Source organism: Brevundimonas sp., from assembly GCF_030656255.1.
Lineage (GTDB): Bacteria > Pseudomonadota > Alphaproteobacteria > Caulobacterales > Caulobacteraceae > Brevundimonas.
This window is the reverse complement of record NZ_JAUSOE010000158.1, coordinates 1-22874: the sequence shown is the minus strand read 5'-3', so window position 1 is coordinate 22874 and position 22874 is coordinate 1. Positions and strand designations below refer to the sequence as shown.

At 67.2% G+C, this 22874-nt stretch carries 17 protein-coding genes and 1 pseudogene; 11 read left to right on the top strand and 7 right to left on the bottom strand.

The annotated features are described in order from the left end of the window. The 4 genes from Q7J26_RS17155 to ligD all read left to right on the top strand — a co-directional run. Nucleotides 1–83 (top strand): hypothetical protein (locus tag Q7J26_RS17155; RefSeq protein WP_370651959.1); only part of this gene is annotated, 83 nt, incomplete at its 5' end. Nucleotides 84–221: 138 nt separating this feature from the next. Next, nucleotides 222–653 (top strand): DUF2231 domain-containing protein, encoded by a 432-nt coding sequence (locus tag Q7J26_RS15850; protein WP_370651958.1) that lies wholly within the window; start codon nt 222–224, stop codon nt 651–653. Further along, nucleotides 653–1945: a sorbosone dehydrogenase family protein gene (locus Q7J26_RS15845; protein ID WP_304937330.1), complete on the top strand. Its 1293-nt coding sequence runs from the start codon at nt 653–655 to the stop codon at nt 1943–1945. The genes Q7J26_RS15850 and Q7J26_RS15845 overlap by 1 nt, the downstream gene beginning before the upstream one ends. A 21-nt stretch (nt 1946–1966) precedes the next feature. After that, entirely contained in the window at nt 1967–4522 is a 2556-nt protein-coding gene (ligD, locus tag Q7J26_RS15840) for a DNA ligase D (protein ID WP_304937329.1), read from the top strand. Between the two features lie 9 nt (nt 4523–4531). Here the strand turns inward: ligD and Q7J26_RS15835 are convergent, their stop codons facing one another. From Q7J26_RS15835 to Q7J26_RS15815, 5 genes are all read right to left on the bottom strand, one after another. Next, the gene (locus Q7J26_RS15835; protein ID WP_304937328.1) at nt 4532–5389 is read right to left on the bottom strand and encodes a Ku protein; all 858 of its coding nucleotides are present in this window, start codon (nt 5387–5389) and stop codon (nt 4532–4534) included. Between the two features lie 68 nt (nt 5390–5457). Beyond that, nucleotides 5458–5832, bottom strand: coding sequence for a hypothetical protein (locus tag Q7J26_RS15830; RefSeq protein WP_304937327.1), 375 nt, complete (start codon nt 5830–5832; stop codon nt 5458–5460). A 3-nt stretch (nt 5833–5835) separates the two neighbouring features. After that, entirely contained in the window at nt 5836–6669 is an 834-nt protein-coding gene (locus Q7J26_RS15825; RefSeq protein ID WP_304937326.1) for a TIGR02587 family membrane protein, read from the bottom strand. A 5-nt stretch (nt 6670–6674) separates the two neighbouring features. Beyond that, nucleotides 6675–8822 carry an amylo-alpha-1,6-glucosidase gene (locus tag Q7J26_RS15820; protein WP_304937325.1) on the bottom strand — a complete coding sequence of 716 codons (2148 nt, stop codon included), beginning with the start codon at nt 8820–8822 and terminating at the stop codon, nt 6675–6677. A gap of 165 nt (nt 8823–8987) precedes the next feature. Next, on the bottom strand, nt 8988–10103 hold the full coding sequence (locus Q7J26_RS15815; protein ID WP_304937324.1) for a glycosyltransferase family 4 protein: 1116 nt from the start codon (nt 10101–10103) through the stop codon (nt 8988–8990). A gap of 353 nt (nt 10104–10456) precedes the next feature. On the opposite strand from Q7J26_RS15815, the gene Q7J26_RS15810 reads away from it, so the two are divergent. After that, the gene (locus Q7J26_RS15810) at nt 10457–13087 is read left to right on the top strand and encodes a PAS domain-containing protein (protein ID WP_304937323.1); all 2631 of its coding nucleotides are present in this window, start codon (nt 10457–10459) and stop codon (nt 13085–13087) included. A gap of 48 nt (nt 13088–13135) precedes the next feature. On the opposite strand, the gene Q7J26_RS15805 is transcribed toward Q7J26_RS15810, so the two are convergent. Next, a complete protein-coding gene (locus Q7J26_RS15805) occupies nt 13136–14338 on the bottom strand; it encodes a sensor histidine kinase (RefSeq protein WP_304937322.1) in 1203 nt (400 codons plus the stop codon). Nucleotides 14339–14739: 401 nt separating this feature from the next. Here Q7J26_RS15805 and Q7J26_RS15800 point away from each other — a divergent pair. From Q7J26_RS15800 to Q7J26_RS15775, 6 genes and pseudogenes are all read left to right on the top strand, one after another. Beyond that, nucleotides 14740–16242 (top strand): annotated as a pseudogene (locus Q7J26_RS15800) (CoA-acylating methylmalonate-semialdehyde dehydrogenase). Nucleotides 16243–16384: 142 nt separating this feature from the next. Then, nucleotides 16385–17521: an isobutyryl-CoA dehydrogenase gene (locus Q7J26_RS15795; RefSeq protein WP_304937321.1), complete on the top strand. Its 1137-nt coding sequence runs from the start codon at nt 16385–16387 to the stop codon at nt 17519–17521. Then, the gene (locus tag Q7J26_RS15790; RefSeq protein WP_304937320.1) at nt 17518–18573 is read left to right on the top strand and encodes an enoyl-CoA hydratase/isomerase family protein; all 1056 of its coding nucleotides are present in this window, start codon (nt 17518–17520) and stop codon (nt 18571–18573) included. Before Q7J26_RS15795 ends, Q7J26_RS15790 begins: the two co-directional genes overlap by 4 nt. A 28-nt stretch (nt 18574–18601) precedes the next feature. Continuing rightward, on the top strand, nt 18602–19504 hold the full coding sequence (gene mmsB, locus Q7J26_RS15785) for a 3-hydroxyisobutyrate dehydrogenase (protein ID WP_304937319.1): 903 nt from the start codon (nt 18602–18604) through the stop codon (nt 19502–19504). 94 nt (nt 19505–19598) lie between these two features. Continuing rightward, nucleotides 19599–20555 carry a flavin reductase family protein gene (locus Q7J26_RS15780; RefSeq protein ID WP_304937318.1) on the top strand — a complete coding sequence of 319 codons (957 nt, stop codon included), beginning with the start codon at nt 19599–19601 and terminating at the stop codon, nt 20553–20555. An 84-nt stretch (nt 20556–20639) separates the two neighbouring features. Then, nucleotides 20640–21824, top strand: coding sequence for an acetyl-CoA C-acyltransferase (locus tag Q7J26_RS15775; RefSeq protein ID WP_304937317.1), 1185 nt, complete (start codon nt 20640–20642; stop codon nt 21822–21824). On the opposite strand, the gene Q7J26_RS15770 is transcribed toward Q7J26_RS15775, so the two are convergent. Next, the coding region (locus tag Q7J26_RS15770) for a toprim domain-containing protein (protein ID WP_304937316.1) at nt 21821–22874 on the bottom strand (1054 nt) is incomplete at its 5' end. The genes Q7J26_RS15775 and Q7J26_RS15770 overlap by 4 nt on opposite strands.

The following is a 22874-nucleotide window of genomic DNA, read 5'->3' as shown; positions in this document are numbered from 1 at the left end:
TCGGCGCCATCGACTTCAACAACCTGACCGCCTTCGTCAACGAACCCCGCACCTACGGCGTTCAACTGACCAAGCGTTTCTAAGCCTGTGACAGGCCGCCGGCGTCTCGCCGGCGGCCTGTTCTGCTGCATCCTGTCGCGTCTGACGGGATGAACCAAAGACCGGGCCGCGTGTTGGGTTCGTCGTCGCCGTATCGTGGTGACGCCGCAGGAGCCCCTCTCATGTCCGCTGTCGCTGTCTTTCGTGAGAGGCTGAATCCGCTACGCGGAATTCTGATGGCCTTTCCCATCGCCCTGTTCACCTCCGCCCTCGTCAGCGACATCGCCTATCTGAAGTCCGCCCAGATGCAGTGGTCAAACTTCTCGGCCTGGCTGATCGTCGGCGCTCTGGTGTTCGGCGGTCTGGCGGGTCTGTGGGCCCTGATCGATCTGGCCCTGTCGTGGCGCACGCCTGCGCGGCGGGCCGCCGTGATCCATCTAGCCGCCCTGGCCCTGGCCTGGATCTTCGGCCTGATCAACGCCTTCAAGCACAGCCAGGACGCCTGGAGCTCCGTCGGCGCCTTCGGCCTGACCCTGTCGATCCTGTCGACCCTTCTGGTCCTGATCGCCGGCTGGCTGGCCTATTCAAACACGACCGTGCGGGAGATCGCGTGATGATCAAGACACTCCTTTGCACCACTGTCGCGGTCCTGGCTCTGGCGGGTTGCAGCCGCAGCGATCCGAACCTGAACCAGACCGGGGCCAATCCCGATCTTCCCGGCCTGAACGAGACCCTGGTTCCGCCGATGAAGATCGCCAATCCGGTCGGCTGGAACGGCGAGCTTCCCACCGTGCCGGACGGCTTCGTCGTCACCCCGATGGCGACCGACCTGCAGATTCCGCGTCAGATCCTGGTCCTGCCCAACGGCGACATCCTGATCGCCGAGGGCTCGGGCGGTCATGCGCCCAAGCTGCGGCCCAAGGACTTCATCGCCGGAATCATCAAGGCCAAGGGCAAGACGTCCGTTAAGGGCGGCAACCGCATCACCCTGCTGCGCGACGCCAACGGCGACGGCCAGCCCGAGGTCCGCACCACCTTCATCGACAATCTGGACGCCCCCTACGGCATGGCCTTCGTGGACGGCGCCCTCTATGTCGCCGAACAGGGCGCCCTGGTGCGCTTCGACTATCAGCCGGGCCAGACGCGGATCACCGCGCCGCGTCAGGAAGTGACCAAGCTGCCGTCGGCGATCAACCACCACTGGACCAAGTCGCTGACCGCCAGCGCCGACGGCCAGACCCTGTATGTCGGCATCGGTTCGAACAGCAATATCGGCGAGCGCGGCATGGCCGTGGAACAGGACCGCGCCGTCGTCTGGGCCATCGACCGCCAGACCGGCGCGCACCGCACCTTCGCCACCGGCATCCGCAACCCCACAGCCCTGGCCATCGAACCGACTACCGGCGCCCTGTGGTCCGTCGTCAACGAACGCGACGAACTGGGCCCGCAACTGGTGCCCGACTATCTGACCTCGGTCCAAGAAGGGGCCTTCTACGGCTGGCCCTACAGCTATTGGGGTAAGAACATCGATCCGCGCGTGCGTCCGCAAAACCCGGACCTGGTCCAGAGCGCCGTCGCCCCGGACTATGCGCTGGGTTCGCACGTCGCCGCCCTGGGGCTCAGCTTCGCCACGGCCGGCGGCTTCGGCGGCGGCTTCGGCCAGGGCGCCTTCATCGGTGAACACGGCAGTTGGAACCGTCAGGATCTGTCTGGGTACAAAGTGACCTGGGTGCCCTTCTCGGGCGGTCGTCCCGCTGGCCCGCCGGTCGATTTCGCGACCGGCTTCATCAAGGACGGCGAGGCGCGCGGTCGCCCGGTCGGCGTGACCTTCGACGCCCAGCGCCGCATTCTGCTGGTGGCGGACGACCTGTCCAACACAGTGTGGCGGATCGCACCGCGGTCTTAACGGAGCGGCGGGCTGGGCGGCATGGCGAACGGACTGGACACCTACCGGGCCAAACGGGATTTCACCCGTACGCCTGAGCCGGCGGGCAAGGCCAAGGCGGCGCGCAAGGGCCGGCTGACCTATCTGATCCAGCGCCATGCTGCGACGCGCCTGCACTACGACTTCCGCATCGAGCACGACGGGGTGCTGAAGTCCTGGGCGGTCACCAAGGCCCCGTCGCGCGATCCGGCCGTCAAACGTCTGGCGGTGGAGGTCGAGGATCACCCGCTCGATTACGGAAGCTTCGAGGGGACCATCCCGTCCGGCAACTATGGGGCGGGGACGGTCCAGCTGTGGGATCGGGGCGAGTGGGAGCCGCAGGAGCCAGACGTCGAGGCGGCGCTGAAGCGCGGCTCGCTGAAGATGACCCTGCATGGCGAACGGCTCAGCGGCGGCTGGGCCCTGGTGCGGCTGAAGTCGGATCGCGGCAAGCCGTCCAAACGCAACAACTGGCTGCTGATCAAGGAGAAGGACGAGGCGGCCGTGCCGGGCGAGGGCGACGCCAATATGGAGATCGACGCCTCCGTCGCCTCGGGCCGCAGCCTGGCGGAGATCGCCGAAGGCAAGACGCAATGGACCGCCTCTCGCCCCGTCGCGCGCAAGGGGCCGGCCAAGCCCAAGGCCCAACCCGGCGAGGCGACCCTGGACAAACCCTCGGCCTTCGTCCCGATCCAGCTGTGCAAGGTCGCGGACCATCCGCCGGGCGGCGCGGGCTGGGTGCATGAGATCAAGTTCGACGGCTATCGGATCCAGGTGGCGACCGGGGGCGGCCAGGCCCGGCTCTACACCCGCCGCGGTCATGACTGGACCGACCGTTTCCCGGAACTGGCGGCCGACGCGGCGACCTGGCCCGACGGGGTGATTGACGGCGAACTATGCGCCTTGAGCGAGGATCACACCCCCGACTTCTCCGCCCTTCAGGCGGCCATCGCGGATGGGAAGACGGGCGACCTGGTCTATTTCGCCTTCGACCTGCTGCGCGAGGGTGAGGACGATCTGCGGGACCTGCCCCTGTCGCACCGAAAGGCGCGGCTTCAGGCTCACATCGACCGCGTTCCGGCCAAGGCGCGCAAACGGCTGCGCTATGTGGATCATTTCGCCTCGACCGGGCAGGCGGTGCTGGACAGCGCCTGCCGGATGGATCTGGAAGGCGTCATCTCCAAGACGCTGGACGCCCCCTATCGGGCGGGACGGTCCTCGACCTGGGTCAAGTCGAAATGCCGGGGCCGCGACGAGGTGGTGATTGGTGCTTGGTCGTCCGAAGGGGGGACGCGCTTCCGCTCCCTGCTGGTCGGCGTGGCCGAGGATGATGGGCTGCGCTACCTCGGCCGGGTGGGCACAGGCTATGCCGCGCCCTTGCTCAAGACCCTGCTGCCGGCCTTGAAGACGGCGGCGGCCGAGGCCTCTCCGTTCGTGGGCAAGGGCGCGCCGCGCGGCGGCAAGGAGATCCACTGGGTCAAGCCCGTGCTGGTCGCCGAGCTGGAACACGGCGGAATGACCGAAGGCGGGTCGTTGCGCCACGCGGCCTTCAAGGGGCTGCGCGAGGACAAGTGGGCGCGTGACGTCACGGACGATCCGCAACCGCCTGCGCCCGCCAAGCCGGCCGCTCGCAAGAAGACCGGCTCAGGCAGCGCGTCGGGAAAGGTGGTCGTCGCCGGCGTCACCCTGTCCCATCCCGACAAGATCCTGTGGCCGGCGCACCAGGGTCGCCCCGCCATCACAAAGGCCGATCTGGCGCGCTACTACGAGGCGGCGGCGGAGCGGATACTGCCCCATGTCGCGGACCGGCCGGTCTCCATCATCCGGGCGCCGGACGGGATCGAGGGCGAGACCTTTTTCCAGCGCCACGCCATGCCGGGCTCGAACCCCCGCCTGAAACTGATCGACGTCCATCAACGCCACCCCTATGTGGCCGTCACGGATGTCGGCGGTCTGGTCGCCGTCGCTCAGTCGGGCGGGCTGGAGCTGCACCCCTGGGGCTGTCGGCCCGGCGATCCCGAGACGCCGGAACAGGTCACCTTCGACCTCGACCCGGACGAGGGGCTGGATTTCGCGTCGGTCATCGCGGCGGCCAAGACCGTCAAGGCCCAGCTGGAAAAACGGGGCCTGCATCCCTTCGTCAAGACGACCGGGGGAAAGGGGCTGCATGTCGTCGTGCCGATTCGTTCCGACGGCCGCAGCCGCATCGAATGGGATCAGTGCAAGGCCTTCGCCAAGGCCCTATCCGAGGAGGTCCGGCGCGCCGATCCCGACCGGTTCACCACCACCCTGGCCAAGACGGCGCGGGGCGGGAAGATCTTCATCGACTATCTGCGCAACGGCCGCATGGCCACGGCGGTAGCGCCCTGGTCGGTGCGGGCGCGGCCCGGCGCGGGGATCGCCTTTCCCCTGTCCTGGGGCCAGGTCCGGGCGGGGCTGGACCCCAAGGTTTTCACCCTGCACGACGCGCCCGCCCTGCTGAAGAAGCCCGACCCGTGGAAGGATTTCCGCGCCGGCGAGGTCAGTCTGCGGCCCGTGCTGAAGGCGATGGGGCTGTAGGCGGCCCCGTCAGGCGGCCTTCTTGCGCGAGGCCGGCTTCTTCTTCGCCGGCGCCTTGGGGGTCTTTTTCGCCGCCGGCTTGGTCCCACCCGCAGCGCCCTTGAGGCTGTTGCGCAGGGCCTCCATCAGGTCGATCACATTGGTGTTGTCGGGCTCCGGCGCCTCGATCACATCCTTGCCGCCCTTCTGCTTGGCCTGGATTATTTCGCGCAGGGCGTCGTCGTAGCGGTCCTTGAAGGTGGTCGGATCGAAGTCGGTCTGCTTCTGGGCGATGATCCGGCTGGCGATATCGACCATGTCCTTGTCGGGCTTCACCGCCGGGATGTCGTCGAAATAGTCGTCCGCGTCGCGCACCTCGTCATGCGCCCGTAGCGAATAGGCCACCAGCCCCTTGCCCCGCACTTCCAGGGCCAGCTGGCGCTCACGGCCCCGCAGCACCAGGGTGCCGATGGCGATCTTGCCGGCGGCCTTCATCGCGTCGCGAATGACGGCGAAGGCCTCGGCCCCAACGCCCTTCTCGGGCACCACATAGAAGGGATCGTCCCAGTACAGACGATCAATCTCATCCTCGTCGACGAAGCTGTCGATGGAGATGGTCCGGGTCGTCTCCAGCTTGACCTTGTCGAAGTCGGCGTCGTCGAACAGGACGTACTCGTCCTTGGACACCTCATAGCCTTTCACCAGATCCGAGCGTTCGATGGGGCCGGTGTCCGGGTCGGTGGCGACCATGCGGATCCGGTTGTTGGTGTCCGGATTGATCAGGTGGAAACTGACATGGGCGGTGGACGAGGTGGCGGTGTAGAGGGCGACCGGGCAGGTCACCAGCGACAGTTTCAGATGTCCCTGCCAGGTGGGGCGTGCGGCCATGGTCGTCTCCCTGCGTTCTGTTCGCTGACCTAACGCCCAACAGGTGCGACTGTTTCCGCAGGCCGTCCTCAGGGCGCGGACCAGCCCTTGACGCGGACCTCCGCCGCGCGCGGATCGGCGTCGAAACGCACATAGGCCTTGGCCTGGCCGTGGCGGGGAACATAGTCCAGTGTGGCGGTGGCGCTTTGGTCGCCCAGGACGGCCTCGATATCGACGCCGGCCGCCGTGTCGTCTCCGTCATTGGCGACCTCGATCACCGCCACATGACCCGACGAGGTGGCCTCGACCTTTACGATACGGGCGCTGAGCGACGGCGGAGAGGCGGGCTGCAGTCCGTCCCAGATGATGACGCCGATCGCCGATGCGGTCACGGCCGCGCCGACGGCGGCCATGCCCCACTGCAGAAGGGGGCGTGGGGCGGTGGAGGATTTTTTGGCGACCATGACCTAGACCAGCAGACGGGCGGCGGCCGCGCCGATGGCGGCGGGAAAGCCCAGGACGACGACCGTCTGAACGACGCCGGCGACGGAATGGTCGTCGACCCGGCCGAAGACGAACAGGGCGAAAAGACTCACCCCCAGGGCGATGGCGTAACCGGGCAGGGTGAAGTGGAAGAAGGCCTGGGCGGGATGATCGGCCTCTTCCTGACCCGCAAATCCCGCCTGGAAGACGATCAGATGCAACAACAGGATGGAGACGGCGATCAGGGCCAGCACATGGATGGCCGTGGCCTTGTAGGCGATCAGGATCATCTCCTCGGTCGGGGCCACATTCAGCGCGAAGAACAGGGCGCCCGCCGCCATCAGGAACAGTTCCCCGACATAGGAGGCCTGGTCCTCCTTGCTGTCGCCTTGACCGTCGCCGCTGAGCTGCTTGCGGGCCAGCAGCGCCCCCATAGCGCCGGGAACGGCCTGAAGCGTGACCATGCCGACGGCTTCCTGTGGCGGGGCGTCCCACTGCACCACCCCAAAGAGGACCAGCAGGGCCGCCGCTGTAATGAAGCCGACCGCCAAGGCCACCGCCGTATCCAGCAGATCGTTGCGAAAGCCGCGTCGGTCGGAAAAGCCTGCATAATAGGCCAGGCCATAGAGCAGGGGCAGGCCCGCGCCGACGAACAGCAGCATCCGCCAGCGGTCCATGACCACGCCCTGTTCCCACATCTCCATCGTCATCAGCAAAGGGATGTTGAACACCAGCGCCCCGGCGAAGGCCCTTCCGAGATCGCGCAGATAGCCGCGCTCGCGGCGCAGATCGATCAAGCCGACGGCCGACGGACCCATGTTCTTCACCGCAGGGTGCGCACGGAGATCTGGCCCTTGCGGTGTTTGGGAATGACCACGGCGCGACCGTCGACCGGCTGGATGTTCAGATCGACGACCGATCCCGCGATCTCGAGTCCGGTGATCTTCAGCCGCTCCAGACCGGCCGGCAGGAGCGGATCGGCCATGTCTATGGTGCCGGTCCAGGCGTCGATGGATAGGCCCAGCGAGGCCTGAAGCATCAGGAAGACCGACCCCGCCGCCCAGGCCTGGGGCAGGCAGGCGACCGGGTAGGCGATGGGCGGCTCGCCCGGCTCACGCGGGAAGCCGCAGAACAGTTCGGGCAGGCGCAGATGGAAATGGGCGGCGGCCGCGTAGATCTCGGCCAGGATTTCGGCGACCGCCTCGCGCTCTCCGTAGTTGGCCATGCCGGCGGCGGCCATGGCGGTGTCGTGCGGCCAGACCGAACCGTTGTGATAACTCATCGGATTGAACCGGGCCTGGCCCAGTTCCAGGGTGCGGATGCCCCAGCCGGTGCGGAACTCGGCCGACAACAGGCGTTTCGTCACCCGCCGCGCCCGCTCGACCGACGGCAGGCCGGTGAACAGCAGATGGCCGGCGTTCGAGGCGATGGCGCGGCACTGTTCCCCGTCGCCGTCCAGGGCGACGGCGTAGAAGCCCTCGTCCTCCATCCAGTATTTGTCTTCGACCAGGGCGCGGACCTGTTCGGCCCGGTCGCGCCATTCGGGCGCGCGGTCGTCGCCCAGCCGTTCGCCCAGATCGCCCAGGGCGCGCCAGGCGGCGAAGGCGTAGCCCTGAACCTCCAGCAGGGCGATGGGCCCCTTGGGGAAACGGCCGTCGGCGTGGAAGATGGAGTCCTCGGAATCCTTCCAGCCCTGGTTCGACAGGCCGGTGTCGGCCCCGCGCTGATAGTCGATCAGCCCGTCGTCATTGCTGTCGCCATAGTCGCGCATCCAGTCGGCGGCGGCGATCAGGTTCGGCCACAGGGTGCGGATCAGGTCCAGGTCGCCGGTGCGGCTGGCGTAGGCGCCGGCCAGGGCCACGAACAGGCAGGTGGTGTCCACCCCGCCGTAATAGAGGCCGAACGGCACCTCGTGCAGGGCGCTCATCTCGCCGCCGCGCGTCTCATGCATGATCTTGCCGGGCTGGCTGTCCTGGAACAGCGAGGTCTCGGTCGCCTGACGCGCCGCCAGATAGGTCAGGACGCCCTTGGCCAGGGACGGATCCAGCCACAGCATCTGCCAGGCGGCGATGATGCCGTCGCGGCCGAACGGGGTCGAGAACCAGGGCGTGCCGGCATAGGGATAGGGGCCGGTCGGCAGGTCGGTGGTCAGCAGGGCCATATCCGCCCGCGACTGGTCCAGCCAATCATTGAACCGCGGACTGCGCGGCCCCCGCACCGAGGCGCCGCGCCGGCGCTTGGCGCGCATGGCCAGGCGGGCCTGAACGGCGTTCTCGCGCCAGCGCCGCGCGTCCGGCGTCTCGCAGGAATCGACCCCGCATTCGATGAACAGGTCCATGGACCGCCCCTTGGGCAGGCTGAACATGAACTCGGCGCGCTGATGGGTCAGGCGGGCGGGGGGCTCGGAAAAGGCCAGGCAGCTGGAGCGATCCACCTTGTCCAGACCGGTGTAGCGGAAGGTGACACGGCGCCCGTCGGTGGTCGGTGTGTGGACGGTTCCACGCTTGGCCCGATGCGTGCCCCGCACCTGGAAGATGTCGTTGAAGTCCGCGCCGAAGTCGAAGGCCAACGGCAGCAGGATGTCTTCGACCCCGTGGTTGACCATCCGGATGCGTTCGAACATCCGCCGCCCCCACAGGAAGCGCCGCCGTTCGATGTGCAGCACCCCGGCCGGCGCCGAACGGCCGCCCATCGGGGGCAGGGGGCGGTTGGTGGTGTGGCAGGAGAAGAAAACATTGTCCTGACTGACGCCGGACGACAGGCGCGACGGCTTCAGCAGTCCCACCGTCATGGTCCAGCGCGACAGGACACGGGTGTCGCCCGCGAACATACCGTCGGCCCCGCCCCTCATGTCGCCCCACCCGTCGGCGACCAGGAAGGTGTCGCCCTCCTTGAGCGCCATCAGCTGTTCGAGGCCGGAAGCCTCGACGGAATCACCGGCAGTCAGCTGGGTGGTGTAGGCGTCGTCCATGCAGTCTCTTCCCCGTCGTGCGTGAGGCCCGTCGTTCGTGAGCCCTGTCCCGAACCTATCCCACCCGAATGCGGCCTTGAGGAGCCGCTTGCAGATCAAATGGCGCAGGCGGCGGAGGGTTCACCTCCGCCGCCCTGTTTTCTTCGAGAGTGGCTGCCGCGACGCTCAGGCGAGGGCGGCGAAGCTGCGATCTTCTTCAATCGGACGCAGCGGCGTCACCACGTCGTTCAGGGCGGCCCCGGCGAAGGGGCGGCGCGCCAGAAGGTCGCCGTAGACGTCCAGATAGCGGCGCGCCATGGCCGAAGCCGAGAACCGCAGGTCGAACCGTGCACGCACGGTTTCGCGGTCCAGCAGATGCGCCCGACCGGCGGCGGCGACGGCCTGTTCCAGGGTGTCCACCAGGAAGCCGGTCGCTCCATCCTCGATGATCTCGGGCGTCGAGCCGCAACGGAAGGCCACCACGGGGGTGCCGCAGGCCATGGCCTCGATCATCACCAGGCCAAAGGGTTCGGGCCAGTCGATGGGGAACAGCAGGGCGTCGGCCCCGCCCAGGAAGGCCGACTTCTGATGGTCGCCGATCTCGCCGATGAATTCGATCAGGGGATTGCCCTCGATCAGCGGGCGGATCGTCTCTTCCCAGTATCGCTTGTCGGCGGCGTCCACCTTGGCGGCGATTTTCAGACGTTTGCCCAGCTTGGTCGCGATCTCGATGGCGCGGTCCGGCCGTTTCTCGGGCGAGATACGGCCCAGGAAGGCCAGATAGCCCTCCGATTTCGGCGAGAACAGATACTGTTCGCCGGGCATTCCGTGATGAACCGTGGCCGTCCAGTTGGCGAACTGAAGCGGCTTGCGCTGGTCGTCCGATATGGAAATCAGACCGAACTCGCTCCACCGCGCATAGACGCCGGGCAGATCCTTCATGTCCAGCCGCCCGTGCAGGGTGGTCACCGTCTTGTCCGCATAGGGGCGGAACATCGGGAAGTGGATCATGTCGGTGTGGAAGTGGATGACGTCGAACTCATCCACCCGGTCCAGCACTTCGCCCAGCATGGACAGGTGGGCGGCGAGGTCGGATTTCAGGGGCGCCGGGTCCAGGCGGATGGCCTGGTCACGCACCGGCGCCAGTCGCGCCTTGGTCTGAGCGTCGGCGCTGGCGAACAGGGTGACGTCGTGACCCAGGTCCACCAGGGCGTCGGTCAGATGCGCCACGACGCGCTCGGTTCCGCCATAGAGCTTCGGAGGAACGGCCTCGTAAAGCGGGGTGACCTGCGCGATCTTCATGATGTGTGCTCCGACCCGCTCAGCGGGGCCGTACACATCAATGTTCCGGGACGGGTCCGGTTCCCTTGGCGGGTCCGAATTTCTCTAGAGGTTCCGGTAGCTTATGATGAGGGGCGATGTTGTTTTGTGTACGAATTCGTTCAGTTGCGCCCCTTGTTCACGTCGTCACGGAGATCCGGTCCCTATCTGCGGCTTTCGTCGCCGCAGGCGCGCCTCTATAGGCGGGAGCGCGACGCCCCATTCGTGTCCTCGTCGGCGGTTTTGCCAAGCTTCCTTTCGGCGATGAACCCTAATGCGGCTCGCGTGTTGATTACGCCGCCCCGCAGGTCGGGTGAGGCAGGAAAGGTGAGCGATTGACTGAGTCCGGATCCGACGGTGCGCATCGCCCTGATCGGGGCCCTGATCAGGTCAGCCTGGACGCCGAACGGATTGAGGCGGAGGTGCTGGGGCTCGACGACAGCACTGATCCCTTCGTCAATGCGGTCCGCGCGACCCGCATGCCGATGATCATCACCAATCCGCGCCGCCCCGACAATCCGGTGGTGTTCGCGAATGAGTCCTTCTGTCGGCTGACCGGCTACGCCCGCGAGGAAATCCTCGGACGCAACTGCCGCTTCCTGCAGGGGCCGGAGACCGATCCCGAATCCGTCAGCCGCATTCGCGCCGCCGTCGAGGCGGTCCGGCCGATCGAGATAGACATCCGCAATCATCGCAAGGACGGCGTCCCATTCTGGAACCGCCTGCTGATGGCGCCGGTGTTCGACGGGAACGGCGTGCTGGCCTATTTCTTCGCCAGTCAGGTCGATGTCACGATCGAGCGCGAGCGGCTGGCGGGCCTCCAGACCGACAAGGCCGCGCTCAAGGCCGAGCTGGACGCGCGCGAGCGCGTGGATCACGAACGCGACCGCGAACTGGATCTGGCCATGCGGGCCGGCGGACTGGGGGCCTGGAGCGTCGATGTCCGAACCCGGACCCTGATCGCCTCCGACGCCTACAAGACCCTGATGGGCTGGCCCGTCGAGACGCCCTTCACCTATGAAGACCGCCAGAAGATGATCCATCCCGATGACCGGGATGCGGTGCGCGCGCAAAGCGATGCGACGATCCGGGGCGAGGCGGACTACCACATCACCCACCGTATCATCACGCCCGTGGGCGGCGTGCGCTGGATGGAGGCTCGGGGGATACTGGTGTCGGACGCCGACGGCACGCCGCTGCGCATCTCGGGGGTCACGACCGACATCACCGACCGGGTGCGGTCCGAACGTCTGAGTTCGGCCATGGTGGAGCTGTCGGACGTCCTGCGCGATCTCGATGATCCCGAGGACATCACCTATGCCGCCGCCGAGATCCTGGGCCGGACCCTCGAGGTCAGCCGCGCCGGTTTCGGCATTGTGGATCAGGACGGCGAAACCATCACCATCGCCCGCGATTGGAACGCGCCGGGGGTCGAAACCATCGCGGGGGTTCTGAACTTCCGCGACTATGGTTCCTACGTGGAGGACCTGAAGCGCGGCGAGACCGTCGCCTTCGCCGACGCGCGCGAGGATCCGCGCACACGCGAGAATGCGGACGTGCTGGAAGCCCTCACGGCGCGCGCCGTGGTCAACATGCCCCTGACGGAACAGGGGGGCATGGTCGCCCTGGCCTATCTGAATCACGCCTCCGTGCGGGCCTGGCAGGAGGACGAGATCCGGTTTCTCCGGGACGTCGGCGAACGCACCCTCGCGGCGCGTGAGCGTCGTCGCGCCGAGCGGCACCTGGCCAAGCTGGCGGCGTCGCTGGAACGGACGGTGGAGCAGCGCACCGCCGAACTGATGGCCAGCGAGGCCGCGCTTCGCCAGTCGCAGAAGATGGAGGCGGTCGGCCAGCTGACCGGCGGCATCGCCCACGACTTCAACAACCTGCTGACCGGCGTCACCGGCAGCCTGGAGATCGTGGCCAAGCGCCTCGCCGAGGGGCGCGCCTCCGAGGTGGGACGGTTCATCACGGCGGCCCAGGCGGCCGCTCAGCGGGCGACGGCCCTAACCCATCGTCTTCTGGCCTTTTCGCGTCGTCAGACGCTGGAGCCCAAGGCCACGGACGTCGAGACCCTGGCGCGCGGCATGGAGGATCTGATCCGCCAGACCATGGGGCCGGCCATTCGTCTGGAAACCCGGTACCAGGCCGGGACGTGGCCTGTGCTGGTCGATCCGGGCCAGCTGGAGAATGCGCTTCTCAACCTGTGCATCAACGCCCGCGACGCCATGCCCGACGGAGGGCGGCTGACGGTCGAGACGGACAATGTCGTGCTGGATCGCGCGGAAGCCTCGGACCTGGGCCTGCCCGGCGGAGACTATGTCCGCCTCAGCGTCGCCGATACGGGCGTCGGCATGAACGAGGAGGTCATCGCCCGGGCCTTCGATCCCTTCTTCACCACCAAGCCGCTCGGTCAGGGCACGGGCCTGGGGCTGTCGATGATCTATGGCTTCGTCCAGCAGTCCGGCGGCCAGGTCCGAATTCAGTCCACGCCGGGGGCGGGCGCCGCCATCGGCCTGTATCTGCCGCGCCACCACGGCCCGGTCGAGGTCGGTCAAGTGGTCGACGAACCTGCGCCGTCGGGCGCGCCGCGACGGCGCTACACCGTGTTGATCGTCGACGACGAGGCCACCATCCGCATGCTGGTGTCGGAAGGCCTCTCGGAACTCGGCTATGATTTCATCGAGGCCGAAGACGGGCGCGCGGGACTGGCGGTCCTGAGGTCGGGGCGGTCGATCGATCTCCTGATCACCGACGTCGGCTTGCCGGGCGGGATGAACGGCCGCCAACTGGCCGACGCCGCGCGGGTGAGACAGCCGGGGCTCAAGGTGTTGTTCATCACCGGCTACGCCGAGACGTCGGTCCTGAGCGGCGGCGACCTGGAGGCCGGCATGCGAATCCTGACTAAACCCTTTGAACTGAAGCAACTGGCGCAGCGCGTTGAGGCGATCCTCTCGGAGGACTGACCCGCGCGGGACGCCGAGGCATGGTCACGGCGCTCAGCCCGGGTCATTTTATCCGCGCTGTCGATTGGCCCCTAGACTGTCGCGTCGGTAGTCGCCCGCGTTGACGAACGGAGGGACGACGTTGTCCCAGCCCTCAGGCTCGGCGCCGTCGGGATTCCGGTCAAGACGCCTGTGTCGCTTGGAAGGGTCGCCTTGTGTGGAAAGGTCGTGGACATTGGCGTTCAGCGTGAACGCGAATCCGGCGCCTCCCAGCGCGCTGGGGACGAGCTCTATGGCGCCGCCATGCGCCTCTACGATCGTGCGGCAGATCGAGAGGCCCAATCCCATTCCGCCGGACTTGCTGCTGACGAGGGGCTCGAAAAGCTTGCCCGCCATGTCCGCCGGCACGCCGGGGCCGTTGTCGCTGACGAGAATCTGATAGCCCTGCGGCGTCTGCCTTCCGGAGATCTCCACCCGGCGCGGCGCGCCGTTCTGCGGCGCCTCCATGGCGTTTCGGACCAGATTGAGGATGATCTGCTGAAGCTGAACGCGGTCGCAGTAGGTGTAGGCGGCCGGGTCGATCTGGCTGGAGACTTCCGCCTTCGTCTCGCGGGCATGGCTGACGAGAATGGGCATGATTTCTTCGATCACCCCGGCGACCTGTTCGCGCGCCTGATAGGGCTTCTCATGGATCATCAGCGCGCGGAGGCGCACGATGATGTCGGCTGCACGTTTCACCTGGGCGCGCGCCGCCGCCATGAGATCCGGCGCCGTCGCCGTGTTCGGACCCGGCTTTTTGACCGCCGTCTCGGCGGCCGCCAGATAGTTGATGGCTGCAGACAGGGGCTGGTTGACCTCATGCGCCACCATGGAGGCCATTTCTCCCAACGAGCTCAGTCGCCAGTTGTGAATGATCTGAAGCTTTACTTCCAGAAGTGCGGTTTCCGCCGTCACGGCGGCGGTCATGTCCTGAATGAAGAGGGTCACGAACTTGCCGTTGCGCGCAGAAAACCGCGCGGCCTGGACATCGACGAAGGCGTGGACGCCGTCGGATCGCCGCGCCCGCCACAGGGGGTCCTTGCCGACGTTTCGAGCCCGTGCATTGAGGTCTTCCACCCATGTCGGCGACTGCAGGGCCGCCCTGTCGAAACCCTCGATCAGATCGCTGATGGTCGCCGCGTTCGGCGAAGTCAGGGGGCGGCCGAAAAACCGATCCGCCGTCGCGTTCGCACAACAGACATGACCCGTCTCATCCAGGGCGACGATCGCCATGGGCGCGTCCGATAATATGCTCTCAGCAAAGGCCTCCACCTGGTCGTCTCCCGTTTGACGCCTCGCCTCTGTGGGGAGTTTACGCCGTTTGCGTCAAATTTGACATAATTGAGTCTACTCAAATTCTCGGGAAAAGCAAAAGGAACGCCTTAGTATTAGACGCGTCTCTATGACCTGATAATCAATAGCAATACGACGGGTCGGTTGTTATCTTATACGAGTTGATTTCGATTATTATGAACTGTGTTCTGCGCCGCGCCGCCCTCGGGTTTTTGCGGAGCGGTGGGCCTGCGGGTGACGCCGTTAAAGGGCATTCATTTCGCCTTTGGGGCTGCAAGAGGCCGATCCTGCCTGCTATGACGGGGGCAATAGCAATAAGCACATAGGGAATCTCAGGTATGGTGCGCGACATTCGCCACTTCATCGACGGCGCGGCTTTCGACGGGGCCTCCGGCCGTTTCGGCGACGTCTTCGACCCCAATACGGGCCAGGTTCAGGCCCGCGTTCAACTGGCCACGACGGGCGAGGTTGATCGCGCGGTTCAGGCCGCCCAGAACGCCTTCGACGGCTGGACCAGCACCAATCCGCAACGCCGCGCCCGCGTCATGTTCGACTTTAAACGCCTGGTCGAGGCGCGGATGGATGAACTGGCCGAACTGCTCAGCAGCGAGCACGGCAAGGTCATCGCCGACTCGAAGGGCGACATCCAGCGCGGTCTGGAAGTGATCGAATTCGCCTGCGGCATCCCCCACGCGCTAAAGGGGGAATACACCCAAGGCGCCGGCCCCGGCATCGACGTCTATTCGATGCGCCAGCCACTGGGCGTGGTCGCGGGCATCACCCCGTTCAACTTCCCGGGCATGATCCCGATGTGGATGTTCGGCGTGGCCATCGCGGTCGGCAACACCTTCGTGCTGAAACCGTCCGAGCGGGATCCGTCCCTGCCGGTGCGTCTGGCCGAACTGATGCTGGAGGCCGGGGCCCCCAATGGCGTGCTCAACGTGGTGCACGGCGACAAGACGGCGGTCGACGCCATCCTGACCCATCCGCTGGTCCACGCCGTCAGCTTCGTCGGCTCGTCCGACATCGCCCACTATGTCTACCAGACCGGCGCCGCGAACCATAAGCGGGTCCAGGCCATGGGCGGGGCCAAGAACCACGGCATCGTCCTGCCTGACGCGGACATGGATCAGGTGATCAAGGATCTGGCCGGCGCCGCCTATGGCTCGGCCGGAGAACGCTGCATGGCCCTGCCGGTGGTGGTGCCGGTCGGCAAGAAGACGGCGGACGAACTGCGCGAGCGGATGGTGGCGGAAATCCCGTCGATGCGGGTCGGCGTGTCGACCGACGCGGGCGCCCATTATGGCCCCGTCGTCACCGCCCAGCACCGCGACCGCGTCGCCGGCTGGATCGAGAAGGGTGTTCAGGAAGGCGCCGAACTGGTCGTCGATGGCCGCGACTTCAGCCTGCAAGGGCACGAGAAGGGCTATTTCATCGGCCCGTCGCTGTTCGACCATGTGAAGCCCGAGATGTCGTCCTATCAGGAGGAGATCTTCGGCCCCGTCCTGCAGATCGTCCGCGCCGAGACCTTCGAAGAGGCGCTGGCCCTGCCGTCGAACCACCAGTACGGCAATGGCGTCGCCATCTTCACCCAGAACGGCCGCGCGGCCCGCGACTTCGCCGCACGGGTCAATGTCGGCATGGTCGGCATCAATGTGCCGATCCCGGTGCCGGTCGCCTAAGACACCTTCGGCGCCTGGAAGCGGTCGGCCTTTGGCGACATCAAACAGCACGGCATGGAGGGCGTCCGCTTCTGGACCAAGACCAAGACCGTAACGGCCCGCTGGCCGGACTCGGCGCTGGAGCATTCGGACAGTTCGTTCGTCATTCCGACGATGCGCTGACCTCAACCGCCGTCACCCTCGGGCTTGACCCGAGGGTCGGATTGTCCGCGGCTTGTGCGATGACGCGGACGCACAGACGCCTCCGCCTCCGATCCTCGGGACAAGCCCGAGGATGACGGGGAGGGGCGGGGAGTGACGAGATATGGACTTCGCCCTTACCGACGACCAGCGCGCCATTCAGGACGCGGCCCGTGCCTTCGCCGACGCCGAGCTGGCGCCCCACTCTGCCCGCTGGGACGAGGAGAAACACTTCCCCGTCGAGGTGATGAAACAGGCGGCCGAGATGGGCTTCTGCGGCATCTATACCGGCGAAGAACACGGCGGCATGGCGCTGGGCCGGGTCGAGGCCGCGCTGATCTTCGAGGAGTTGTCGCGCGGCGACGTGGCGACGGCGGCCTTCATCTCGATCCACAATATGGCGACCTGGATGATCGACCGGTTCGGCTCGGACGATCTGCGCGCGCGGTTCGTGCCGGATCTGGTCGGTATGGAGAAGATCGCCTCCTATTGCCTGACCGAGCCGGGCTCCGGCTCCGACGCGGCGGCTCTGCGGACCACGGCGGTGCGCGACGGCGACCACTATGTGCTGAACGGGTCCAAGGCCTTCATCTCGGGCGCGGGGACCAGCGACCTCTATGTCGTCATGGTCCGCACGGGCGGGGAGGGGGCGAAGGGGGTTTCCGCCGTCGTCGTCGAGGCCGGAACGCCCGGTCTGTCGTTCGGGGCGCAGGAACGCAAGATGGGCTGGAACGCCCAGCCGACCGCCATGGTCCAGTTCGACGACTGCCGCGTGCCGGCCGCCAATCTGCTGGGCGAAGAGGGGGCAGGGTTCCGCTATGCGATGGCCGGGCTGGACGGCGGGCGGCTGAATATCGCCGCCTGTTCGTTGGGCGGGGCGCGGCTGGCGCTGGAGACGGCCCAGGACTACGTGGCCACGCGCAAACAGTTCGGCAAGCCGTTGGGCGAGTTTCAGGCGTTGCAGTTCCGCCTGGCCGATATGGCGACCGACCTGGAGGCGGCGCGTCTGATGGTGCTGCGCGGCGCCTGGGCCATTGACGTTGATCATCCCGAAAAGACCAAATGGTGCGCCATGGCCAAGCGGCTGGCCACCGACGCCTGTTTCCAGATCGCCGACGAGGCCCTGCAGCTGCACGGCGGCTACGGCTATCTGAAGGACTATCCGCTGGAACGGATCGTGCGCGACCTGCGGGTCCACCGCATCCTGGAAGGGACCAACGAGATCATGCGCGTGATCGTGGCGCGGGAGATGGCGCGATGAGCGAAGCCGAAATCATCGCCCGCATCGAGAACGGTGTCGGCCGCATCACCCTGAACCGGCCCAAGGCCATACACGCCCTGAACCGGGCGATGTGTGAGGCGATGACCGAAGCCCTGCTGGCTTGGCGCGACGATGCTGCGGTGCTGTCGGTGCTGATCGACCATGCGGGCGAACGCGGCTTCTGCGCGGGCGGCGACATCCGCATGATCGCCGAGAGCGGGGCGGGGGATGCGTCCGAGGCCAAGGCCTTCTTCCTGGCGGAATACCGGCTGAACCATCTGATGTTCGATTATCCCAAGCCGATCACGGCCATTGTGGACGGGATTGTCATGGGCGGCGGCGTCGGGATTTCGGAGCCGGCGGCCATCCGCATCGCCACCGAAAGGACCACCTACGCCATGCCGGAGACCGGGATCGGGCTGTTTCCAGATGTGGGCGGCACCTTCTTCCTGCCAAGGCTGCCGGGTGCCGTCGGCACATGGCTGGCGCTGACGGGCGCGCGGCTGAAGGCGGCGGATACGGTGGCGCTGGGGATCCACACCCACTTCGTTCCGGCTATCGACATCGATGGTTTCAAGGCGGCCCTGCTGGCGAATCCGCAGAATCCGCTGGAGGAGGCGAACCGTTGGGTCTGTCCGACCGAGCCGGAAGAAGCGCCCCTGACCCCCCATCGCGAGGCCATCGACCGGCTGTTCGCCTTCGACACGGTCGAGGAGATCTTCGCGGCGCTGGACGCCGAAGGCTCCGACTGGGCGTCGGCCCAGCTGGCGATCCTGAAGACCAAGTCGCCGCAGTCGCTGAAGGTCACGCTGCGCCAGTTGCGCGCCGGCGCCGCCCTGACGTCCTTCGCCGACAATATGGCGATGGAATACGCGCTGGGCGGTCGGGTGGTGCGGACCCATGACTTCCAGGAAGGGGTGCGGGCCGTGATCGTCGACAAGGATAATATGCCCGAATGGTCCCCGGCGGATCTGTCAGGCGTTACCGATGCGACGCTGGACGCGCTGTTCGCGCCGCTGCCGGACACTGAAAAATGGACGCCGCTGCTCTGACAGCGACGCCGACACTGGGAGAGAGACCATGACCAAGATCGCCTTCATCGGCCTGGGCAATATGGGGGGCGGCATGGCCGCCAATCAGGCCAAGGCCGGCCATTCGGTCGCCGCCTTCGACTTGAGCGCGGCGGCGCTGCAGCGGGCTTCGGCGGCCGGATGCGCGCCCTCGGCCTCGGTCGCAGAAGCCGTGCGCGACGCCGAGGTGGTGATCACCATGCTGCCCGCCGGACCCCATGTGCTGAAGGTCTATTCTGAACAGATCATCGGCGCGGCGCCGTCCAGCGCTCTGCTGCTGGACTGTTCGACCATCGACGTGGAGACGGCGCGCAAGGTGGCGGGTCTGGCGCGGGACGCCGGCTACGCCTTTGCCGACGCCCCGGTGTCGGGCGGCACGGCGGCGGCCGAAGCGGGCACCCTGGCCTTCATGGTCGGCTGCGACGAAGGCGACTTCGCGCGTGTTGAAGCGGCGCTTGAGCCCATGAGTCGGATCACCATCCGCGCCGGCGATCACGGCGCCGGTCAGGCGGCCAAGATCTGCAACAACATGCTGCTGGGCATCTCCATGCTTGGTACGTGCGAGGCGATCGCCCTGGCCGAGAAGCTGGGGCTGGACCCCGAGCGGTTCTTCGAGATCGCGTCCAAATCCTCGGGTCAGTGCTGGAGCGTGACCAGCTACTACCCCTGGCCCGGCCCGGTGCCGACCGCGCCGTCGAACCGCGACTATCAGGGTGGTTTCGCCACGGCCATGATGCTGAAGGACCTGAAACTGGCCCAGGACGCGGCGGCCAAGTCGGGCGCCTCCACGCCCCTGGGCGCCCAGGCCGAGGCGATGTACGCCCTGTTCGACGGCCTGGGTCACGGCGGTCGCGACTTCTCCGCCATGCTCCAGATGCTGCGCGGGCGACTGGCCGATCTGGACGCCGGGTGATCCGATCCGGCGTCGGCGTCGTAAGCGGTGGCCCTGAGAGGCGGATTTCCTCTATGAGACGCCTCTTCTCCTTCGCACTGGACCGTCCCGCCTCATGACCGCATCGCCGCCCCGGATCGGAGGTCTGGACGTCCAGAGCTGGGGCGATCCCCAGGATCCGGTCGTCCTGCTGATCGGCGCGCCCCAGGCCCTGTCGCCCGACTGGCGGCGCTGGGTGCGGGCCCTGGTCGAGGCCGGGCGACACGTCCTGCTGGCCGACGCCCTGGAGGCGGGCGACGAAGCGGCCGGCCTGCGCCGGCTGCTGACCGACATCTCGTCGCGGCCCGCCATCCTGTGTTCGGCCCAGACCCTGGCCGCGGTCGTCCCGGCCCTGGTCGTCACCGGCCCGGCCCTGGCCAGTTGCCTGATCGTTGTGGGCGAGGCGCCGGCTGAGGCGACCGCGCCGCTGGACGGCCTGCCGATCCTGACGCTGGACCCCGACGCCCCGGCCGATCCGGGCGAGACAGCCGACGCCGTCATCCTGGCCTTCCTGGAACGCCAGGCCCCGCGTGAGCCCCTGTATTATCAGTCCGGGTCCGACCCCCGCACCCTGCGCGACGCCCTGGGCTGTTTCGCCACCGGGGTGACGGTGGTGACGACCGTGGACGAGGCGGGGCGTCCGGTCGGCCTGACGGCCAACTCCTTCTCTTCGGTGTCGCTGGATCCGCCGCTGATCCTGTTCTGTCTGGCCCGCAGCTCGTCCAATCTGGAGCGGTTCCAGCGGGCCGAGCATTTCGCCATCAATGTGCTGCATATCGGCCAGCAGCCGATGTCGGGCGCCTTCGCCCGCTCGAACGCCGAACGGTTCGACGGGGTGGCCTGGGAGACCTGGGACACCGGCGCCCCCATTCTGTCCGGCTCCCTGGCCAGTTTCGAATGCGCCACCCATCAGGTGGTCGAGGCGGGAGACCATCTGGTCTTCATCGGCCGCGTCACCCGCGCCCGGTTCGAGCCGCGCCGCGATCCCCTGCTGTACTTCCGGGGCAAGTACCGGCGGCTGCATTTCGCCTGAGAGAACGGTCGGCGTCGCGCGCGCCGGTTCACATCCGGGGTCCGGATCGCTATCTCTGACGCCAAAACCAGAGGAAGCCCGTCCATGTCCGCCGATCCCGTCGTCATCGTCTCCTACGCCCGCACGCCCATGGGCGGTTTCCAGGGCGCCCTGTCCGACGCCAAGTCCACCGACCTGGGTGCGACGGCGGTCAAGGCGGCGCTGGAGCGGGCGGGTCTGGACCCGAGCAAGGTCGAGCAGATCATCATGGGCTGCGTCCTGCCCGCCGGCCTGGGCCAGGCGCCGGCGCGTCAGGCCGGGATGGGCGCGGGCCTGCCGATCTCGACCGAGGCGACCACCATCAACAAGATGTGCGGTTCAGGGATGCAGGCGGCTATGATGGCCCATGACGCCCTGCTGGCCGGATCGGCCGAGATCGTCGTGGCGGGCGGCATGGAGTCGATGACCAACGCCCCCTATCTGATGCAGAAGCACCGGGGCGGCGCCCGGATCGGCCATGACGTCATTTCCGACAGCATGTACCTGGACGGGTTGGAAGACGCCTATGAGCCCGGCAAGCTGATGGGTCAGTTCGCCGAGGACACGGCCCAGGCCTATCAGTTCTCGCGCGGGCAGCAGGACGCTTATGCGACCGAAAGCGCCGGACGGGCCAAGCGCGCCCAGGACAGCGGCGCCTTTGACGCCGAGATCGCCCCGGTCGAGGTCAAGACCCGCAAGGGGATCGTGGTCGTGGATCGCGACGAACAGCCGACCAAGTCCGACCCCTCCAAGATCCCCAATCTGAAGCCCGCCTTCGGCAAGGACGGCACCATCACCGCCGCCTCGGCCGCCTCGATCTCGGACGGCGCCGCCGCCCTGGTCATGATGCGCCAATCGACGGCCCAGGCTCTGGGCCTGACCCCGGTCGCCCGTGTCGTGGCCCAGGCCGCCCACGCCCATGAACCCAGCCTGTTCACCACCGCCCCGGTCTTCGCCTTGAAGAAGGCCCTGGCCAAGGCCGGCTGGAGCGCTGACGACGTCGATCTGTGGGAGGTCAACGAGGCCTTCGCCATCGTGCCGATGATCGCCATGCAGGAGCTGGGCATCCCCCACGACAAGATCAACGTCAACGGCGGCGCCTGCGCCCTGGGGCACCCGCTGGGCGCCTCGGGCGCGCGCGTCCTGACCACCCTGTTGTCGGCCCTGAAGGCGCGCGGCAAGACCAGGGGCATGGCCGCCCTGTGCATCGGCGGCGGCGAGGCCACCGCCATGGGCGTCGAACTGGTTTAGACGTCCACCGCCGCGTCCAGGGCGTTTTCCTGGATGAACTCGCGGCGGGGTTCGACCACGTCGCCCATCAGCTTGGCGAACAGGTCGTTGGCGTCTTCCTCGTGCTCGACCGAGACCTGCAACAGGGTGCGGGCGTTGGAGTCCAGCGTGGTCTCCCACAGCTGTTCCGGGTTCATCTCGCCCAGACCCTTGTAGCGCTGGATGGCCAGGCCCTTCTTGCCAGCATCCAGCACGGCGGTCAGCAGATCCAGCGGGCCGCGGATGGTGGTGGACTTGTCCTTGCGGCGATAGACGGCCGGGGCGGAGAAGACGCCGTCAAAGGCGGCGGCGCGTTCGGCCAGGCGGCGCGCGTCCAGCGACCGGATCAGGGTCTCTTCCAGCACGATGGTTTCCTGCACCGCGCGACGGGTGCGGGTGAATACGACCGCGCCCTGTTCACCCGGCGCGCCGGTCCAGTCGCCGTCGCCTTCTTCGGCGTACAGGTTCAGGCGCACGGCGGCGGCGGCCGACGTTTGGGCCATGTCGGCGTTCTCGGCGAACAGTCCGGCCAGGGCCGCCTGTTCGATGGCGAAGGTGGGGGCGCGCTGGCTGAGGCGGTCGACGCCGGCCTTGAAGGCCTTGGCCTCGCGCACCAGGGCCTGCAGGTCCAGACCCAGGCGACGTTCGCCGGTGGACAGGTCCAGCTCGGCCTCGGACGAGCCCTCCTCGATCAGATAGGCGTCCATCTCCGCCTGGTCTTTCAGGTAGCGCGACTGCTTGCCCTTGGAGACCTTATAGAGGGGCGGCTGGGCGATATAGACGTGGCCGCGCGTGATCAGTTCGGGCATCTGCCGATAGAAGAAGGTCAGCAGCAGGGTGCGGATGTGGGCGCCGTCGACGTCGGCGTCCGCCATCAGGATGATCTTGTGATAGCGCAGCTTGTCGGGGTTGTAGTCGTGGCGGCCGATGCCGGTGCCCAGGGCCAGGATCAGGGTGCCGATCAGTTCCGACGACAGCATCCGGTCGAACCGCGCTCGCTCAACATTCAGGATCTTGCCGCGCAGGGGCAGG

Coding starts and splice junctions, on each gene's coding strand:
- Q7J26_RS15830 (WP_304937327.1), bottom strand. CDS start 5,832: ATGGTCGCCAAAAAATCCTCCACCGCCCCACGCCCCCTTCTGCAGTGG.
- Q7J26_RS15820 (WP_304937325.1), bottom strand. CDS start 8,822: ATGGACGACGCCTACACCACCCAGCTGACTGCCGGTGATTCCGTCGAG.
- Q7J26_RS15795 (WP_304937321.1), top strand. CDS start 16,385: ATGGACTTCGCCCTTACCGACGACCAGCGCGCCATTCAGGACGCGGCC.
- mmsB (WP_304937319.1), top strand. CDS start 18,602: ATGACCAAGATCGCCTTCATCGGCCTGGGCAATATGGGGGGCGGCATG.
- Q7J26_RS15790 (WP_304937320.1), top strand. CDS start 17,518: ATGAGCGAAGCCGAAATCATCGCCCGCATCGAGAACGGTGTCGGCCGC.
- Q7J26_RS15805 (WP_304937322.1), bottom strand. CDS start 14,338: ATGGCGATCGTCGCCCTGGATGAGACGGGTCATGTCTGTTGTGCGAAC.
- Q7J26_RS15815 (WP_304937324.1), bottom strand. CDS start 10,103: ATGAAGATCGCGCAGGTCACCCCGCTTTACGAGGCCGTTCCTCCGAAG.
- Q7J26_RS15850 (WP_370651958.1), top strand. CDS start 222: ATGTCCGCTGTCGCTGTCTTTCGTGAGAGGCTGAATCCGCTACGCGGA.
- ligD (WP_304937329.1), top strand. CDS start 1,967: ATGGCGAACGGACTGGACACCTACCGGGCCAAACGGGATTTCACCCGT.
- Q7J26_RS15845 (WP_304937330.1), top strand. CDS start 653: ATGATCAAGACACTCCTTTGCACCACTGTCGCGGTCCTGGCTCTGGCG.
- Q7J26_RS15780 (WP_304937318.1), top strand. CDS start 19,599: ATGACCGCATCGCCGCCCCGGATCGGAGGTCTGGACGTCCAGAGCTGG.
- Q7J26_RS15835 (WP_304937328.1), bottom strand. CDS start 5,389: ATGGCCGCACGCCCCACCTGGCAGGGACATCTGAAACTGTCGCTGGTG.
- Q7J26_RS15775 (WP_304937317.1), top strand. CDS start 20,640: ATGTCCGCCGATCCCGTCGTCATCGTCTCCTACGCCCGCACGCCCATG.
- Q7J26_RS15825 (WP_304937326.1), bottom strand. CDS start 6,669: ATGGGTCCGTCGGCCGTCGGCTTGATCGATCTGCGCCGCGAGCGCGGC.